At 45.6% G+C, this 17,487-nt stretch carries 18 protein-coding genes; 3 read left to right on the forward strand and 15 right to left on the reverse strand.

The window, feature by feature from the left end; translation table 11 throughout:
• Position 1: 1 nt before the first annotated feature.
• From TRQ2_RS05665 to TRQ2_RS05700, 8 genes are read right to left on the reverse strand one after another with little or no spacing between them, the layout of a single operon-like run.
• Positions 2–1,762, reverse strand: coding sequence for a V-type ATP synthase subunit A (locus tag TRQ2_RS05665; RefSeq protein ID WP_012310938.1), 1,761 nt, complete (start codon positions 1,760–1,762; stop codon positions 2–4).
• Positions 1,762–2,340 (reverse strand): V-type ATP synthase subunit E family protein, encoded by a 579-nt coding sequence (locus TRQ2_RS05670; protein WP_012310939.1) that lies wholly within the window; start codon positions 2,338–2,340, stop codon positions 1,762–1,764. The genes TRQ2_RS05665 and TRQ2_RS05670 overlap by 1 nt, the downstream gene beginning before the upstream one ends.
• Positions 2,333–2,647 carry a V-type ATP synthase subunit F gene (locus TRQ2_RS05675; protein WP_012310940.1) on the reverse strand — a complete coding sequence of 105 codons (315 nt, stop codon included), beginning with the start codon at positions 2,645–2,647 and terminating at the stop codon, positions 2,333–2,335. The genes TRQ2_RS05670 and TRQ2_RS05675 overlap by 8 nt, the downstream gene beginning before the upstream one ends.
• 1 nt (position 2,648) lies before the next feature.
• Positions 2,649–3,077, reverse strand: a complete 429-nt coding sequence (locus tag TRQ2_RS05680; protein WP_012310941.1) for an ATP synthase subunit C — start codon at positions 3,075–3,077, stop codon at positions 2,649–2,651.
• Between the two features lie 14 nt (positions 3,078–3,091).
• On the reverse strand, positions 3,092–4,948 hold the full coding sequence (locus tag TRQ2_RS05685) for a V-type ATP synthase subunit I (RefSeq protein ID WP_012310942.1): 1,857 nt from the start codon (positions 4,946–4,948) through the stop codon (positions 3,092–3,094).
• Positions 4,949–4,953: 5 nt separating this feature from the next.
• Positions 4,954–5,994, reverse strand: a complete 1,041-nt coding sequence (locus TRQ2_RS05690) for a V-type ATPase subunit (RefSeq protein WP_012310943.1) — start codon at positions 5,992–5,994, stop codon at positions 4,954–4,956.
• Between the two features lie 4 nt (positions 5,995–5,998).
• Positions 5,999–6,322, reverse strand: coding sequence for a hypothetical protein (locus tag TRQ2_RS05695; RefSeq protein WP_012310944.1), 324 nt, complete (start codon positions 6,320–6,322; stop codon positions 5,999–6,001).
• Positions 6,322–7,335 carry a metallophosphoesterase gene (locus TRQ2_RS05700; RefSeq protein WP_238514437.1) on the reverse strand — a complete coding sequence of 338 codons (1,014 nt, stop codon included), beginning with the start codon at positions 7,333–7,335 and terminating at the stop codon, positions 6,322–6,324. Before TRQ2_RS05700 ends, TRQ2_RS05695 begins: the two co-directional genes overlap by 1 nt.
• Before the next feature lie 156 nt (positions 7,336–7,491).
• Here TRQ2_RS05700 and fabG point away from each other — a divergent pair, with 156 nt between their 5' ends.
• Positions 7,492–8,232, forward strand: a complete 741-nt coding sequence (gene fabG / locus TRQ2_RS05705) for a 3-oxoacyl-[acyl-carrier-protein] reductase (protein ID WP_012310946.1) — start codon at positions 7,492–7,494, stop codon at positions 8,230–8,232.
• A gap of 6 nt (positions 8,233–8,238) precedes the next feature.
• On the opposite strand, the gene TRQ2_RS05710 is transcribed toward fabG, so the two are convergent.
• The 3 genes from TRQ2_RS05710 to TRQ2_RS05720 are packed head-to-tail and all read right to left on the reverse strand — an operon-like array spanning position 8,239 to position 11,425.
• A complete protein-coding gene (locus TRQ2_RS05710; protein WP_011943573.1) occupies positions 8,239–9,399 on the reverse strand; it encodes an amidohydrolase in 1,161 nt (386 codons plus the stop codon).
• A complete protein-coding gene (locus TRQ2_RS05715) occupies positions 9,377–10,243 on the reverse strand; it encodes a DMT family transporter (RefSeq protein WP_012310948.1) in 867 nt (288 codons plus the stop codon). The genes TRQ2_RS05710 and TRQ2_RS05715 overlap by 23 nt, the downstream gene beginning before the upstream one ends.
• A 3-nt stretch (positions 10,244–10,246) precedes the next feature.
• Positions 10,247–11,425 carry a hypothetical protein gene (locus TRQ2_RS05720; RefSeq protein ID WP_012310949.1) on the reverse strand — a complete coding sequence of 393 codons (1,179 nt, stop codon included), beginning with the start codon at positions 11,423–11,425 and terminating at the stop codon, positions 10,247–10,249.
• A 64-nt stretch (positions 11,426–11,489) separates the two neighbouring features.
• Here TRQ2_RS05720 and TRQ2_RS05725 point away from each other — a divergent pair, with 64 nt between their 5' ends.
• Together TRQ2_RS05725 and mutS are read left to right on the forward strand one after the other, a co-directional pair.
• Positions 11,490–11,924, forward strand: coding sequence for a GNAT family N-acetyltransferase (locus TRQ2_RS05725; RefSeq protein ID WP_012310950.1), 435 nt, complete (start codon positions 11,490–11,492; stop codon positions 11,922–11,924).
• On the forward strand, positions 11,921–14,302 hold the full coding sequence (gene mutS, locus TRQ2_RS05730; RefSeq protein WP_012310951.1) for a DNA mismatch repair protein MutS: 2,382 nt from the start codon (positions 11,921–11,923) through the stop codon (positions 14,300–14,302). Before TRQ2_RS05725 ends, mutS begins: the two co-directional genes overlap by 4 nt.
• Here the strand turns inward: mutS and rpe are convergent.
• The 4 genes from rpe to rlmN are packed head-to-tail and all read right to left on the reverse strand — an operon-like array spanning position 14,271 to position 17,459.
• Positions 14,271–14,933, reverse strand: a complete 663-nt coding sequence (rpe, locus tag TRQ2_RS05735) for a ribulose-phosphate 3-epimerase (protein WP_011943568.1) — start codon at positions 14,931–14,933, stop codon at positions 14,271–14,273. The two genes, mutS and rpe, sit on opposite strands and share 32 nt — an antisense overlap.
• Entirely contained in the window at positions 14,933–15,820 is an 888-nt protein-coding gene (rsgA, locus tag TRQ2_RS05740) for a ribosome small subunit-dependent GTPase A (RefSeq protein WP_128080949.1), read from the reverse strand. Before rsgA ends, rpe begins: the two co-directional genes overlap by 1 nt.
• On the reverse strand, positions 15,817–16,431 hold the full coding sequence (locus TRQ2_RS05745; RefSeq protein ID WP_012310953.1) for a PASTA domain-containing protein: 615 nt from the start codon (positions 16,429–16,431) through the stop codon (positions 15,817–15,819). The genes rsgA and TRQ2_RS05745 overlap by 4 nt, the downstream gene beginning before the upstream one ends.
• Positions 16,428–17,459 (reverse strand): 23S rRNA (adenine(2503)-C(2))-methyltransferase RlmN, encoded by a 1,032-nt coding sequence (rlmN, locus tag TRQ2_RS05750; RefSeq protein WP_012310954.1) that lies wholly within the window; start codon positions 17,457–17,459, stop codon positions 16,428–16,430. Before rlmN ends, TRQ2_RS05745 begins: the two co-directional genes overlap by 4 nt.
• Between the last annotated feature and the right edge of the window lie 28 nt (positions 17,460–17,487).

Raw genomic sequence — 17,487 nt, forward strand, 5'->3', positions numbered from 1 at the left:
ATCACCTCGTTCCTGTTGCATAGAGTTTTTCAAGCTGTTCAAAATGATCTTTGATGATTTTTTCGGTTTTTACGATTTCTTCTTCGAAATTCCTGCTTTCTTTCAGCGTAGAGAGCTTTGAAACGATTTCCGGTGGAAGAATTTTCCCAACAGGAATCGATTTTTCGATGAACTTTCGTGCACTGCGGTATGTATCGACAATGAGCTTCAAAATTCTGAACTGCTTCTCAGGAGGGCAGAAAGCGTCCACCTCACTAAAAGCATTTTGCTGTAGAACACCGACCTTTATGATTCTGGCCACCAACACCGTTAATTTCTGATCGTCTGGAAGGACGTCTTCCCCCATTATCTTTATAATCTGCTGAAGCCTATCGTCTTCTACAAGAATGTCAATTGCTTCCTGACGGTATTCTGGCCACTTCTCGTTCACATTTTCCTTGAACCAGTCTTCCAACACTTCAGCGTACTCACTGTAACTCGTGATCCAGTTTATGGAAGGATAATGTCTCGAGTACGCCAGGTTTCTATCCAGAGCCCAGAAGCATCTGACGAATCTCTTCGTGTGCTGTGTGACCGGTTCTGAGAAGTCTCCACCTGGAGGTGAAACAGCACCTATGATGGTCACAGATCCGGTGGTTCCGTTGAGGTTCTCACAAAGACCGGCCCTTTCATAGAATTGAGCGATTCTGGAAGCAAGATAAGCGGGATATCCTTCCTCCACAGGCATCTCTTCCAGTCTCCCGGAGAGTTCACGCAGTGCCTCAGCCCATCTGGAAGTGGAATCTGCCATGAGAGCCACGTGGTAACCCATGTCTCTGAAGTACTCTGCAATGGTGATACCCGTGTATATGGAGGCTTCTCTCGCGGAAACAGGCATGTTCGAAGTGTTGGCTATCAAGACGGTTCTATCCATCAGAGGTTTTCCGGTACGTGGATCCTGAAGGTGAGGGAATTCTTCCAAAACCTCTGTCATCTCGTTACCTCGCTCTCCACAACCTATGTACACGACCACGTCTGCGTCTGCCCATTTCGCCAGCTGATGTTGTGTGATGGTTTTGCCTGTTCCAAAACCTCCAGGTATGGCAGCGGTCCCTCCTTTGCTGATCGGAAAGAAGATGTCGATGACTCTCTGTCCCGTAATCAAAGGAATCGAAAGCTCCAGAAACCTCTTCACTGGCCTCGGGACACGAACGGGCCATTCCTGGTAAAGCTTTATTTCCTCTTCTCCGTTTTCTGTTTTCACCACAGCTATAGTGTCGGTTACTTTGTAATCACCACTTTGTTTCACATTCAATAAGGTCCCTTCTTTTATGTGAGGAGGAATCATTATTTTATGCTTCACACTACCCGTTTCCTGGACCTCGGCTATCACTTCTCCTCCTCTTACTCTATCTCCTTCTTTTTTCAGCACATTGACAGACCAGAATTTTTCAGTGTCCAACCCAAAGGCTTGAATTCCCCTTCCTATGAAAGGCCCCGAGCTTTCAAGAAGTACCTTCAGCGGTCGCTGTATTCCATCGTATATGTTTCCAAGGAGCCCCGGTCCCAGAGCAACCGAGAGCATCTTTCCTGTTCTCTCAACGAGTTCGCCGGGTTCCAGCATGGAGGTTTCTTCATAGACCTGAACGATCGCTGTTTTTTCGTCCAGCGCAATCACTTCTCCGGTCAATCTCATCTTTCCAACGTAAATCACTTCATGCATGAACAGCCCTTCCGTGTTTTCAACGCGTACAACAGGACCGTTTATTTCCAGAACACGCATCATATTTCACCTGCCTTCTTCGTTATGAAGGTGAATATTTCGCTTTTTCGTTCTTCGAGGAAAGTATCCACGGTGCTTCGAACGATTGTTCTGTCCTTCTTTAAAAGGATTCCTCCAGTTACTTCTGAGCTCGTTTCCACTCTCTTGTCCCCTGCTATTTCAGAAACGATTTCGGCGTCTTCAGGATTGCAGACTATCACAAAATCTTCGCTCTCTATCAATCTCAAAGCGTCGTTGTAGAGTTTTCTGTAAAGTATCTTTTTCTCTTCGATGGGCAAATTGAGAAGCCGTTCTCTCAACGATGAGAATACTCTGGATATCAATTTCTTCTTGTAGAGGAGTTTCTCTTTTCGCAATTCCGACGTGATCTGGGAAGTTTTTCTATCTATCATCTGTTTTCTCTCCAGCTCCGCTTTTCTCATCAATGTCTCTTCGTACTCTTTGAGTTCCTTTTCGATGTGCTTCTTCTCTTCTTCAATGAGTCGATCGTACTTCTCTTTCAACTCTTCGCGAATTTCTCTCAAGCGTTGTTCAAAAACGGAGTAGAGATTTTCAAGTTTTGTCTCTATCTCATTCATTGAGCTTCACCCCCACCACGTCTTCCACGTATCTTGTAATGAAATTCCTGTCGCCTCGCCAGCCGTGTCTGTCAGGTATGACGAATACCAGGGGAAGTTTCCCGGAAATTTTGTGTGATTTGATCTCTTCTGGTATTTCTTTCGCGGCGAGTTCTGTGACGAGGAGGATTCCAATGGTTTTGTCTTCTATTGCTTTTTTGAAGGCCTCCAGTGTTTCTTCCCTTCCGTGGACAACTGTACCCGCAACACCTGCCAACCGAAGACCAATGGCGGTGTCTATGTTGTCACTGATGAGGAAAAACCTCATCTCATAACCTCCCGAGTATCATGATACTCACGATAAGACCGTATATAACTATTCCTTCGGCAAGACCAACGTAAATGAGAGTTCTTCCAAGCAGTTCTGGTTTTTCACTTATGGCTCCAACTGAAGCCGCTCCTGTCATTCCCACTGCTATGCCTGCTCCAACCGCTGCCAGTCCTGTGGATAGGGCAACTGCCATCAATCCAAGGCCATTTGAAGATTGCGATGATGGAGCCTGTGTGGTGGGGACGTTCTGTGCGAACGCGCTCGAAGAAAGGCTAACAACGGCGAGGAAAACTATCAATGAAAACGCAACCACGTTGCCGAGAAGAATACCAAAAGCTGTTTTTTTCTTGGTAGTTTTCCTAGAAAGGAAAAAACCACCAATCAACGTTGCCACCACAAGAATCATCGCTGCTACCAGAAAAACCATGCTTACACCTCCAATCAGAGTTTGTATCTTTCTGGATTGAATTCCCTTCCACTGTCTTTGAAGAATCTTGTGAAAAATTCGTAAAATTCAAGCCTCAAAGTCTGAATGAATACGACGAGTCCCTCCAGACCGATTATTATGATGTTTCCAAGAAAGAGTATCACGAACGTCACAACAGGATTCTTTGCCATTTTTGCCATGGTGTAAAATGCAAGGAAAAGTCCGGCGTGGTTCAAGGCAAAAGCTCCAAGCCTCACAAAGGAGAGGGTGTTGCTGAAGTAGCTTATTAGAATCTCGAAAACTTCGAAGAAAGCCTGTACAATTCTTTCTGATAAAGGGGCTTCTGTGAATATGAAACTGTACACATACATAACACCCACGAGGACACCCATGGATATGAGTCCAAACCTTGGGAAAGACCCATTCATGAAAAAGATCAAAACCGATACGACGGCGATCCAGTAGAAAAGCAGTCCGAGTATCCCGTTGTGGTTGAAAAGTAGTTCTCGTTTTTCTCGATTTTTTAGATTGTTGACAATGTTCAAAATCATTGCGAACGTGATGGTGGCTATTCCAATATATATGGAAAAAGCGAGGAAGTAGTTTATGTTTTCCATGGGCCTTTTCCAGATAGAAGGAATGATCTCGTAGCCGAATACGCTCCCGTAAAGCATCCCGAATATAGAAGAAGATACTCCTGCCGATCCAATTACATAGAGAAGATCGTTTTTTAATCTCCAGTACAATCCAAAGCCGAACAGCGCCAGAACCAGACCGTGCCCAACATCACCGAACATCATTCCAAAGAACGCCAGAAACATTATGGCAACAAAAGGGGTGGGATCTATTTCGTCACTGGAAGGTATGCCGAACATTCGTGTTATGGACTCGAAATGTTTGAAAAATCCTCTGTTTTTCAAGAGTGTTGGGGGTTTCGTATTCGGTTGGCACGACAGGAGAACCATCCGGGGATTGGATTCCAGGAATCGTTTCATTTCTTCCAGGTTCTGATGGGTTGTCCAGCCCGAGATCACGAGGAAATTCTCCGTTGATTTCGTTTTTTGGAGGAGATCGTGGATATTTTTCAAGATGTAGATGTACTCAAAATAATTTTTCACAAGCCGTCTGTTCTTGTAGAACTCCCTTCTTATGGTTGAATTCAGTATCTCTATTTCTGAATCCAGCACCTTCAGTTCATCTTCGAGCTGTAAGGAGATTTCAGAAGGAGTACCGGAGTAGCTCTCGGAGAGAGAGTACTCCACGAAACCGGCTGTCGTTAACGTGCTCTCCAAGTCCAATTCCTTTCGATGGATAACGAAAAGCCATGTTTTTTCCTCCTCGACTGCTACTTCCAGTATCAACACATCTTCATCTTTGACGCTCTCTTTCAATCTTTCCACGTAATCGTTACCTATGTTTCCAAAGTGGTATCGGAAGAATTCAGATTCTCTTAAATCTTTCAGATTCACATCTATCATCCGAAGTCTTTCAACTATCTCGAGATCTTTCGTTTTCTTTTCTCTTTCCTGCTTCAAATCGTTCATTTTTCTGTGTAGAGTTTCAACAACGGGAAGTACTTTTTCTATGAACGCATTCACATCTTTCAGTGAGATATTCATTTTCGAAATGTCCACATTCTGGGGTTCCGGTGATGGTGTTTCACCAATCATCTCGTAGAGGTTCATGAACTTGCTGTAAATATCATCGTAAAAGGTATGGTCTGGGGTTCTAAGAAGATTCAGGGTCTCCTCTTCGAGGATAGACTCCAGCGGAATCATTTCCACACTCTCCGTATCGAGGATTCTTTTCAGCAATCTTTCGGATTCATCAACAGGTGCTATGATGCTGAACGCACTGAGTTTCTCTTGCATACAGATCACTCCTCAAAAGTCACAAGGTATCCTTTGGCTTCTTCAAAACTCAGGCTGTATCTCTTTGTTTCTATGATGGTCACGAGATCTTTGTATTCGTACTCACGAATATAGACGTAACCACCTGCAACATCGCACCCGTTTTGCAAATTGTTTGATAGCCTCCTCGCTTTATCGAGAAGTATTCGATCACATATTCTTTCCAGAACGAACGGCAGATCGTCTTCCTTTACATCCTTGAAGAACTTTCCATACGGAGTTTGAGAAAGTTTTTTGAGAAATTCTTCTGTAGAGGACACGTTGGAAAGCTCCACGAAAAGCTGTCTTTCGAGTAAACCCCTGAGTGGAATGAGTAAATTCAGAACTTCGGAAGGTTGAAGCTTGAACAAAAGGCGCGCTCTGTATATCCATTCTATGTTCGTCATGTCTATCTGTAAGTAAAACAGATCTCTGATTCCCTCTGTACAGAAAGAAGATCCACTTAGCTTCCTCTTCATCGTTAGGAAGTACCACAGATCCAAAGCGTTCAACAGATAGTAAACCTTTCCAGAGGTCTGGTAGTTCCTGTAAGCGTTCTCCAGTGGCACGCGATACTCCGTTTTTTCGAGTACTTTCCAGAGTTCTTCCATGTTTTTTGCTGAGAGAAGCGAGGATTCATCGACACTTTTATGATAGAGAGGATAGAGTTTTGACTCACTGAGGTTCTCGAAGTATCCGGAATGGACTATTCGAATGATGAATTTTACGTTTTCGATCTCAAATCTTTTTTCGAACATGAAAAAGATTTTCCTTATATCGTACGGAAGGTAGAAGTAGATTCTGTACAGATCATGGACAATGGCTCCCCTTAACAGGATTTCCAGATCCCTTCTGTGGATCTTCGATACGTCTACATCTTTCAAGAACCTCTGATAATGTGTGTGCTGTTTCAAATAATCTGCTATCTCTATCACGCTGTTCGTTTTCATGAGGTTCTTGAAGTCCTCTTTGGTGAGCATCTTCGACTTCATAGCCTTCACTTTTGCGGAAAGCCCCATGAGCTTCATTTCATCACTCCTCTGACAGGAGCATATCTACTATTTCACTAACGAGTTCATCAAGATGTGATTCCAGATCCTCCATTCGTTTCCTCAGCTCCGATTGCTCCCTTTTGGCTTTGGATTCGATTCTACTCATCTCCAGTTTCACGTTTTCGATCAGTTCCCTGTAGTGTTCGTCTATCAATTTTTTCCGCTGTTCCTTGAATTCTCTGAGCTTTTCGATCTCTTTTTTATATTCATTTTCCATCTCTTCTTCTATTTTCTTGACCTCTTCTTTGAAATGTTTCTCTCTATCCACAAGGTTCTTCACTATCGTTGCAAGATCGATCTCCATCAGCTTCTCCCCCTTCCGTAATTTCCAAAGAACCTCCAGAGTTTCACCGCAAACCTGACGAGTCTTCTCCTCATCAGAAATTTTCCCACCTCTCGCTCTTTACCCGACAGAACAATGGCGCTCAACGCGAACAATCCCGTTCCAAGCAGAACGATCCAGTAGTTCTGGATCACGAAGGAATAGGTGTAGATCCACAGAGTATGCACCGTTCGATCGATCATGTTGAAACCAGGAGTCGGAAGCTTTATTACATCGTATTTTACTCCAGTTGGGGACACATGAACCCTTATAAAATGGTAAAAGTAGTGCTCTGGGTCGGTACCAAAAAGCTCTGCTCCTGCTCCACCCGTGATGATGTACGACACACCGTTCCATTCTCCCCTGAAGTAACCGTGAATGTGACCGGCAAAAACCATTGTGACGTTGTATTCCTTCAGAATATTCAAGAGCGTTTGGGCATTTTCCAAATCCTTCATGGAGTGGCCAGGTTGTTTTTCCTTACGTGGGTCGTACACCGGTACGTGCATAAAAACGAACCGGTATCTGTAAGACTGGGATTTCTCCAGTTCTTTTTTCAACCATTCTAATTGATACGCGTCCACATATTTCTCGTTCGCGTTGTTGAGGACTATGAAATATGAGTTTCCCGTATGGAAGGAGTAGTAGAGAGGTCCGAAAATCTTCAAATAGTTTCCGGGATCGTCAGCGAGGTCGTGATTACCCGGGACGGGAAGAACTGGTATTTTGAATCTTCTGAGCTGTTCCAGGTACAACTCCCATTTGAACAGAGATCCATCGAAGACCATATCTCCCGTGTTTACAGCGAATGCTGCGTTTTGTTCTCTGTTCACTGCGTCTATGAGCTTGGAAAAGGTGGAGATGGAATTTTTGTTGTCACCAAAGACAATGAAAGTGAAATCGTCTTTTAAATTTTCTTTTTCAACACTGCTGATGTTTTGATACACCAGATCTTTCTCCGGTACAACGAACAGGTAAGTATCCAGAACTTTCAAAACGGACAGTCCGATCATGGTAATTACTATTCCTATCAAAAAGGAGCGCGTCGTTCCACCTCCTTATGAGAGGATTATACCCCCTTCGGGGTAACTTTAATGGCTTCTTAAATAGAACACGTGATACAATTTAAAAAAACGCAAGGAGGTGCGTTCATGAGGCTTGAAGGGAAGGTGTGTTTGATCACAGGGGCTGCAAGCGGGATAGGGAAAGCCACCACGCTTCTTTTCGCACAGGAAGGAGCTACGGTGATCGCTGGCGATATCTCGAAAGAAAATCTCGACTCTCTTGTGAAAGAGGCAGAAGGACTTCCGGGGAAGGTTGATCCCTACGTTTTGAACGTGACCGACAGGGATCAGATAAAAGAAGTCGTGGAAAAAGTCGTTCAAAAGTACGGTCGAATCGATGTTCTGGTGAACAATGCGGGAATAACAAGGGATGCGCTTCTTGTGAGGATGAAAGAAGAAGACTGGGATGCGGTAATAAACGTGAATCTGAAGGGTGTTTTCAACGTGACTCAGATGGTGGTGCCCTACATGATCAAACAGAGGAACGGTTCGATCGTGAACGTCTCCTCTGTCGTTGGAATATACGGGAATCCCGGTCAGACGAATTACGCGGCGTCGAAGGCGGGAGTCATAGGGATGACCAAGACGTGGGCGAAGGAACTCGCTGGAAGAAACATCAGGGTGAACGCTGTGGCACCCGGATTCATAGAAACCCCCATGACCGAAAAACTTCCAGAAAAAGCACGTGAAGCAGCCCTTTCCAGAATACCGCTGGGAAGGTTTGGGAAGCCAGAAGAGGTGGCGCAGGTTATACTCTTTCTCGCATCGGACGAGTCGAGTTACGTCACCGGACAGGTGATAGGAATAGATGGGGGCCTCGTGATCTGAGGCCCCTCATCTTCTGAAGACTTCCACTCCGTCTATGTAAACCCTTTCCACCACGGATTTCATATCGAACGGATGTCCGCTCCAGACCACAAGATCCGCGTCCTTTCCAGGTTCAATGGAACCGATTCTATCTTCGAGGCCGAGGATCTTAGCAGGATTCACCGTCAGGATCTTCAGCAGATCTTCTTCCTTTGCACCGTACCTCATGGCAGTTGCCGCCTGAACGGTTGCAAACTCGAGAGGAATCACCGGGTGATCACACATCAAGGCTATAAGAACCCCATCTTTCAGGAGTTTTGCGATAGTTTCCATCGTCAGATCTTTCAGTTCCAGCTTTGTTCTGAAGGTGAGGAGTGGTCCCACAACGACGGGTATCTTTTTCTCCGCTAGCACCTTAGAAATCTTGTACGCTTCCGTTCCGTGTTCTATGACGAGGTTGAAACCGAACTCCTCTGCTATTCTGATGGCGGTGAGGATGTCGTCCGCTCGGTGGGCGTGCATCCTGGCAGGAATCTTCTTTCTGAGGACCATCTCGCCGACTTCCATTTTCAGGTCGGTTTCGGTGAATTCTTTTCCTTCTTTCTGGGCGAGTTCCTTTTTCTTCATGTAATTCTTCACTTTAGTGAAGTAGTCTCTGATCACTCCCGCTGTTCCCATTCTCGTTGAAGGAGTTTGTTTCCTCTCACCGTAGACCCTCTTTGGATTTTCTCCGAACGCCATCTTCAAACCTGCGGGATCCTTCACAACGCACTCTTCCACAATTATGGACCTGAACTTTATCACACTTCCCTGTCCACCCACCGGGTTGGCGCTTCCAGGAACGATCATCACGGATGTGACTCCACCGGCAAGAGCCCGCTCTATGGCCGGATCCTGCGGATTGAAACCATCGAGTGCTTTCACATGCGGTGTGACGGGATCCGTAGCTTCGTTTCCATCACTGTAATAGTACCCTACTCCTTCCTCAAAGAGCCCGATGTGGGAGTGCGCGTCGATGAAACCAGGAAACAGGAATTTTCCCGTCAGATCAACGATTTCCGCGTCGGGATCTTCTATGTTTTCTCCCAACTTTTCCACTTTTCCGTTCGAGACAAGCACATCTCCTTTGAAGGGTCTGGAAGTTATGGGAAAGACCGTGGCGTTTTTAAAGAGAATCTTCACACTCATCCCTCCCCTTTTGGTTCGCTTCACGAACTATTTTAACACGTTCCAGACTGGAAAACACCATGGAGATCAAAAGGAGGATTGCCCCTAAAAGCTGTTTCCCTGCCATCGTCTCGCCCAGCATGAAATAAGAAACAACTGCTGCGAAAACAGGTTCTCCCAGGAAAACAATCGCAGACACGTTGTTTCCAAGCGCTTTTTGGTATTTTGCCTGAAGGTAGATGGCCAGAATGGTGGCCGCAAGAGCGGTGAAGACTGCGCTCCCAAGAGCCGGGAGTGTGAAGTTCCAGTTCTTCCAGAAAACATTCAGTATCAGGTTCAAAATCCCCACTACCAGAAACTGTGGAAAGAGGAGATCCACTTCTTTGACTCGCTTTGAGAACATCGTTATCAGGACAACGTGCAAGGCAAAGCTCACCGCACAGATCAAGGTGAGAAAGTCCCCGAAGTTGAAGCCTTTGATTCCACCTGAGATCATGTAAAGTCCCAGGCTTGCGACAAAAAAGGAAACGATCTGGAATATCGTTGGAATTTCTCTCTCCAGAAGATACGCAAAGACCGGAACGAAAACGATGTACATCGATGTGATGAAACCGCTCTTCGTGGAGGTGGTGATCGTGAGTCCCCACGTTTGTGTGGTATAGGCAATTCCCAGGAGTGTTCCAAGGATCGATCCGTACTTGACGTTCCCCTTTCCAAATAGAAAATAAGAAACCAGTGCTGCGATGAAGAATCTAACGGCGATATAAAAGGTGGGAGAGACTCCCACCAGTACGATCTTCTGTATAGGAAATGTCGATCCCCAGATGAACGCAACGAAGAGTAAACTGAAGAGTGCCTTTACCAATCTTCACCACCCGCTTCTCACTGTGAATTCGAATTCTTTTTCTGAATTGGCCGGAACGATCAATTCGAAAACGATCTGGTCTGAAGTTTCTTTCAACGGTTTGATGGAAAATCTGAGCAGTCTCAGCATATTTCCGTAGACGTTGATTCTCACCTTCGATTCTGTTTCATTCAGGTTCTGAACGGTCACTCTCCAAGTCCTTTCGTATTCGTATGTGTCTTTGTAGTTTCTTTCGTCCAGAATCTCTCCTCTCACGCGAACGTCCCAGGAGTCCGTTACGGGAAGCTCCAGAAGGGAGTTTTTCGGAGTGTCGGGGATGCTTGTTTCCCCGATCATTATATCCACACCGGAAATGTTAGAGAATATGCTCACCGTGCCTCCCGGAAGATCCACAGGAGTCTTGAAACTTCTCGTGAAGGTGGTTTTCTGATAATCGAAACTCGAGTCATTCACTGCAAAAGAGTACGAGTAGTACTCGTTAGTGATGGGCAAATTCGTTTCTATGAGATTCACAACAGGGGATTTGTCCAGATCTTTCAACTTGCCGAGGTGATAAACCTTGACTTCCTCAGACTCGTGTTCTTCGGGCATTTCTCTTGAGGCCGAAACGCTGAGGTACATCCCTTTCCAAATGGAAGTTTCCCCAGCGGGCCTGGAAATTAAAAAAACATCCGCGCTTTCCACACCAGAGACCGATAGAAAGGCGTTTCCTGTGAGAGTATCTTCGAAGAGATAGTACCTGACGTTCCAGCTTCCTGAGGAACGCAGAAGCAAAGTTACCTTTCCCTGTCCGTTCATCACGAGTTTCCGACCGATCTGGGGTTCTTCGTATTCCAGAACAAGCCACTTTTTCAACGCGGAGTTGTATACGTAGTACTTCGTGTCTTTTTTCAAAACGAGAGGAGAAGTACTTATCACTTCGAACTGTGAGGGAGGTTCGTCCACCGCTTTGACGGTTTTTCCTTTTATAATTTCTTCCCAGGAAGGTTCTTTTTCCGAAACCACGTACCAGCTTTTTGCTCCGATTACATCCATCACGTCCCATCCCTGAGGAACGGAGATGGTTTCTGTACCGCTCACGGATAAACTTTCCATGAGGATCGCACTGTCCTGAAAAAGAATGAGAACGGGTGCTGCAAAGATCGTTGTCGATGCGAATAAAAGAAACAACAAGCTTCTCATAATTTTCACCTCCTCCTGAAGATTCTATCACCCGGGGTTAAAATATCCTGAGAGGTGATTCGAGATGAAGGTGATCTTTTTTGAGAACGACGAAGAACTCCTGAGAGAAGCTTTGAACATCAGAAGAAAGGTTTTCATAGAAGAGCAGGGAGTTCCTGAGGAAGAAGAACTCGATGGGAAAGATCCTGAGAGTGTTCACGTGCTTCTCGAAAAGGAAGGAAAATTCATAGGAACCGCAAGGATAAGAAAGATCGATGATGGAACGTTCAAGATAGAACGTGTGGCGATTCTGAAGGAAGAAAGAGGAAAGGGATACGGAAGATTTCTCATGGAGAGTGTGGAAAGAGAGCTTTTCTCTAAAGGAGTTCGAAAAATCGTTTTAAACGCTCAAATCCAGGTGAGAGAGTTCTACGAGAGACTCGGTTACAGGGCGGAAGGAGAGATCTTCTACGAAGCGAACATTCCGCACTTGAGGATGGTGAAGGTGGTGAAACGGTGAAGGTAACTCCCCTCATGGAACAGTACCTGAGAATAAAAGAACAGTACAAAGATTCCATTCTGCTGTTTCGTCTGGGAGATTTTTACGAGGCGTTTTTCGAAGACGCAAAGATCGTTTCAAAGGTTCTGAACATAGTTCTCACAAGAAGGCAGGACGCTCCCATGGCGGGCATTCCGTACCACGCGCTGAACACCTACCTGAAAAAGCTCGTCGAAGCGGGCTACAAGGTGGCAATCTGCGATCAAATGGAAGAACCTTCGAAGTCGAAGAAATTGATCAGAAGGGAAGTCACGCGCGTTGTCACTCCTGGCTCTATCGTAGAGGATGAGTTTCTCAGCGAAACGAACAACTACATGGCCGTTGTTTCAGAAGAGAAGGGAAGGTACTGTACGGTTTTCTGTGATGTCTCGACAGGTGAGGTCCTGGTTCATGAAAGTTCAGACGAACAGGAAACGTTGGACCTGCTGAAGAATTACTCCATTTCCCAGATCGTTTGTTCAGAGCACCTGAAATCTTCTTTGAGGGAACGCTTTCCAGGTGTTTACACAGAATCCATAAGCGAGTGGTATTTCTCCGATCTGGAAGAAGTGGAAAAAGCCTACAATCTGAAAGACATTCATCATTTCGAGCTTTCACCCCTTGCGCTGAAGACCCTTGCAGCACTTATAAAGTATGTCAAGTACACGATGATCACGGAAGATCTGAATCTGAAACCCCCTCTTCTCATCTCCCAGAGAGACTACATGATACTCGATTCCGCAACGGTGGAAAATCTTTCTTTGATTCCCGGTGACAGGGGAAAGAATCTTTTCGATGTGCTGAACAACACGGAAACTCCTATGGGGGCTCGTCTTTTGAAAAAGTGGATTCTCCACCCTCTGGTCGACAGAAAGCAGATCGAAGAAAGGCTCGAGGCTGTGGAAAGACTGGTGAACGACAGGGTGAGCCTGGAGGAGATGAGGAACTTTCTTTCGAACGTGAGGGATGTGGAGCGGATCGTTTCGCGGGTGGAATACAACAGATCCGTTCCCAGGGACTTAGTGGCACTCAGAGAGACACTGGAGATCATTCCGAAACTGAACGAAATTCTTTCAAACTTCGGTGTGTTCAATAAACTCGCTTTCCCGGAAGAACTGGTTGATCTGCTTCGAAGAGCCATCGAAGATGATCCGCTGGGAAGCCCCGGCGAGGGAAAGGTTATAAAGAGAGGATTCTCACCTGAACTCGATGAATACAGGGATCTTCTGGAACATGCCGAAGAGAGGCTCAAAGAGTTCGAAGAGAAGGAGAGAGAAAGAACGGGTATCCAAAAACTGCGGGTTGGATACAACCAGGTCTTTGGTTACTACATAGAGGTGACGAAAGCGAATCTGGACAAGATTCCCGATGATTACGAAAGAAAACAAACACTCGTCAATTCTGAAAGATTCATCACACCTGAATTGAAGGAATTCGAGACAAAGATAATGGCCGCTAAAGAGAGGATAGAAGAAATGGAAAAGGAACTCTTCAAAAGCGTGTGTGAGGAGGTGAAAAAGCACAAAGAAGTTCTCCTCAAGCTCTCAGAGGATCTGGCAAAGATGGATGTGCTTTCGACATTGGCCTACGATGCTATCCTGTACAACTACACAAAACCCGTCTTTTCAGAAGACAGACTGGAGATCAAAGGTGGAAGACACCCGGTCGTTGAAAGGTTCACACAGAATTTTGTTGAAAACGATATTTACATGGACAACGAGAAGAGATTTGTGGTAATAACGGGTCCCAACATGAGCGGGAAGTCCACTTTCATCAGACAGGTGGGTCTCATATCCCTCATGGCGCAGATAGGATCGTTTGTGCCGGCGCAGAAGGCGATTCTTCCCGTGTTCGACAGGATTTTCACGCGAATGGGTGCCAGAGACGATCTCGCTGGTGGTAGAAGTACGTTCCTTGTCGAGATGAACGAGATGGCACTCATCCTGCTGAAATCAACGGAAAAGAGCCTGGTTCTCTTGGACGAGGTGGGAAGAGGTACGAGCACCCAGGACGGCGTCAGCATAGCCTGGGCAATCTCAGAGGAACTCATAAAGAGAGGATGTAAGGTGCTGTTTGCCACTCACTTCACAGAACTCACCGAACTCGAAAAACACTTTCCGCAGGTCCAGAACAAAACCATTCTGGTAAAAGAAGAAGGCAAAAACGTGATATTCACCCACAAGGTGGTGGACGGTGTGGCAGACAGAAGTTACGGAATAGAGGTCGCAAAGATAGCGGGTATCCCCGACAGGGTCATAAACAGAGCTTATGAAATTCTGGAGAGGAATTTCAAAAACCACACGAAGAAAAACGGAAAATCGAACAGATTCAGTCAGCAGATTCCTCTCTTTCCTGTTTGATGCTCTTTATCAGTTCAACGTAATTGTCGTTTCTGAAGATACCGTATCCCATCACAAGGATCGTCGCACCGTTTTTAACCAGTATCGATGCGTTCTCTTCGTTTACACCGCCGTCGACCATGATTTCCGTTTCCAGTCCCAGTTCTTTCACCATCTTTCTCAGGTTTCTTATTTTCTCAAGACTCCTTGCTATGAACCTCTGACCAGAGAAACCGGGATTGACGCTCATCACCAGTACACCATCGACGTCGGTTATGATCTCTGAAAGAAGATTGATGGGGGTATGCGGATTTATGGCAACAAAGGCCTGTGCTCCAAGGTCTTTAACACGATGGACCAACCTGTGGAGATGAAAGGTCGATTCGTAATGGATGGCAACCATATCTGCGCCTTCTTCTATGAAGCGGTCGATGTAATCTTCGGGATTGGTGATCATCAGATGTACACTTATGGGAAGTTTTGTTTCTTTCCTGAGGGCTTTCAGAACGGGAAGTCCAAAGGAAATGTTTGGAACAAAGTGACCATCCATGACATCGAAATGGATCATATCCACGTGCTCCTCCACTCTTTTCACTTCATCGGCCAGTCTTGCAAGGTCACATGCGAGAATTGAAGCTGCTATTTTCGCCATTACTTTTTCCTCCTTCCCAGAAGCTCGTAAAACATCTTCACGTAATTCTCGTATCGACTCTCTGCGATTTCTCCGTTCTCCACGGCTTCTTTCACTCCACAATCCGGTTCATCCACGTGGTTGCAATCTGAGAAGAAACACTGTTTGTCTCCAAATTCCTTGAAGTAGTTTTTCAGTTCCTCGGGTTCTATGTCGCTGATCTCCAGATTTGCGAAGCCCGGAGTATCGACCACATAACCACCGAAATCGAATTTCAAGAGCTGGGCAGTTGTTGTGGTATGTCTTCCTCTCTGGAGTTTCTCTGAAACTTCGCTCACGCGAAGCTTCAAGCCCGGATTTATGGCGTTGAGCAAGCTACTTTTTCCAACTCCGGAGAGTCCGGCCATTGTGCTGATCTTTCCCTTCAGATATTCCTTGAGCTCCTCAATCCCCATTCCAGTTTTCGCACTGGTTTTAACGATTGGATAGAGTTCAGAATAGATCTCTTCCAGTTCTCTCACTTTCTTCAGGTCGGCCTCGTCGTAGAGGTCCATCTTGTTGAAGACCATCACCGTTTCCAGTTCGTTTTTTTCGGCGAGAACAAGAAATTTATCGATTATGTAGGTCGAAGTTTCCGGCATTTTCACTGTCACCACAAGGATCACCTGGTCCACATTTGCAACGTGAGGTTTGGTGAGCAGATTTTTTCTGTGCAGCACGTTCTCTATGACTCCGGATCCTGTTTCATCCGGTGTGTACTCCACCCTGTCTCCAACGTATATCTTGAGGTTCTGCAGACGGAATTTTCCTCTCAGTTTGCAGAGGATTCTTTCACCGGTTTCCTCGTCTTCGACTGTGACCATGTTCGAGTGAAAACTCACCACTATTCCTTTTCTTCTCAAATTCATTCCTCCCCAAGGATGAGGATAACTTCCGTTGCTATGGAACCTTCAGGAGGGTACTGTGCCACCACCGTATCACCCATTCCAAGAAGTAAAATGTGAGAATTGTCTTTCAATTCATCGATCTTCTTACCCACGAAATTTTCCACCAAAAAATAGTTTTCTTTTTCACCTGTATCGATCAGAAGAATTAATTTTCCTTTGTAGATCTGCCCCTCTTCCGGATAGGTTGCGAGAACCCTGTCTTTTTCTGTGCCGAAAGGAAAATAAACGGTTTCGTAATTCCATCCGAGCCTTTTCAGGATCTCTTCTGCAACTGAGAGATTCAGCTGTGAAAGACGAGGCACAATTTTTTTCTGGGGATTTTCGTAATAGAGGTTTACCGTTCTCCCCTTTTTCACCCTTGAACCGGCTCGTGGATAGGTCTCCAACACCGTTTCGGAAGAAGACGTGTCGCAAAACAAACCAGATGCCTTCAGTCTTTCACACGCTTCTGTTCCAGAAAGCCCGACAACATCCGGTACCGTGCTGTACAGATTCTGATAAAGCTTCACTGCGAACAGAAAGAGAAGACCACCAACCGCAATGCCCGTTAATATTCCGAGAAACACCTTCATGATGTTGATTTTATTCTCTTCAGCCTCAGCTGACCACAGGCCGCTTCGATGTCGCTACCTTTTTCCCGTCTGATTTCTGCTTCGATTCCGTTTTCCAACAGTATCCTCTTGAAGGCCAAAAGTCGTTCTCGCGATGGTTTTTTTAGGTCTTCCGCCGTTGGATTCACGGGGATCAGATTCACGAAGATTTTCATGTTCTTCAAGATTTCGGCCAGTTTCTTTGCGTCGCTTATTTCATCGTTTATGCCCCTTATGAGCACGTATTCTATAGTTACACGGTTTCCCGTCTTTCTCTGATAGATCTTCACCGCATTCAGGATCTCTTCGATGGAGTACTTTTTGTTCAAGGGAACGAGCTGATCTCTCTTGAAGTTCGTCGGTGCGTGGAGTGAAAGAGCGAGCTTCACATCGAGCCCCTCTTCAGCCAGCTGGATTATTCTGTCCGGGATTCCAACTGTCGAAATCGTGATCCTCCTGATACCTATGTTTCCCATCTTTTTGTGGTTCAGTATTCTTATACTTTTTATTGTGTTTTCATAGTTCAGAAGAGGTTCTCCCATTCCCATGTACACAACGTTTCCTATTTTTTTCTTCTCTTCTCTTTCCATGGAAAGGATCTGTGCTACTATTTCTCCTGTGGTCAGATTTCTGACAAATCCGCTCATTCCTGTGGCACAAAAGATGCATTTCACAGGACATCCGACCTGGGTTGAGATGCAGGCCGTTATTCTGTCCGGATGGAAAAGCATCACAGATTCTATTGTGTTCCCGTCCTCGAGTTCCCAGAGGAATTTGGTGGTACCATCTATTCTGGAAACCTTCTTGTCGAGGAGTTTCAAGAAAGGAATGGAGAAGTGCTCTTTCAAAAGAGCACGGTGCTGTTTTGAAAGGTTTGTCATCTCATCGAAGTTGTTCACTTTTTTGTTGAACACCCAGTCCAGAATCTGATCTGCCCTGTAGCGCTCGAGACCCAGGCTCGTGACTTCGGCTACCAGTTCTTCGTAAGAAAGATCGAGTAGATTCTTCAAGTCAACACCTCCCAGTTTGAAATTATAC

It is taken from the genome of Thermotoga sp. RQ2 (genome assembly GCF_000019625.1).
In the GTDB taxonomy this organism is placed as follows: Bacteria; Thermotogota; Thermotogae; order Thermotogales; family Thermotogaceae; genus Thermotoga; species Thermotoga maritima.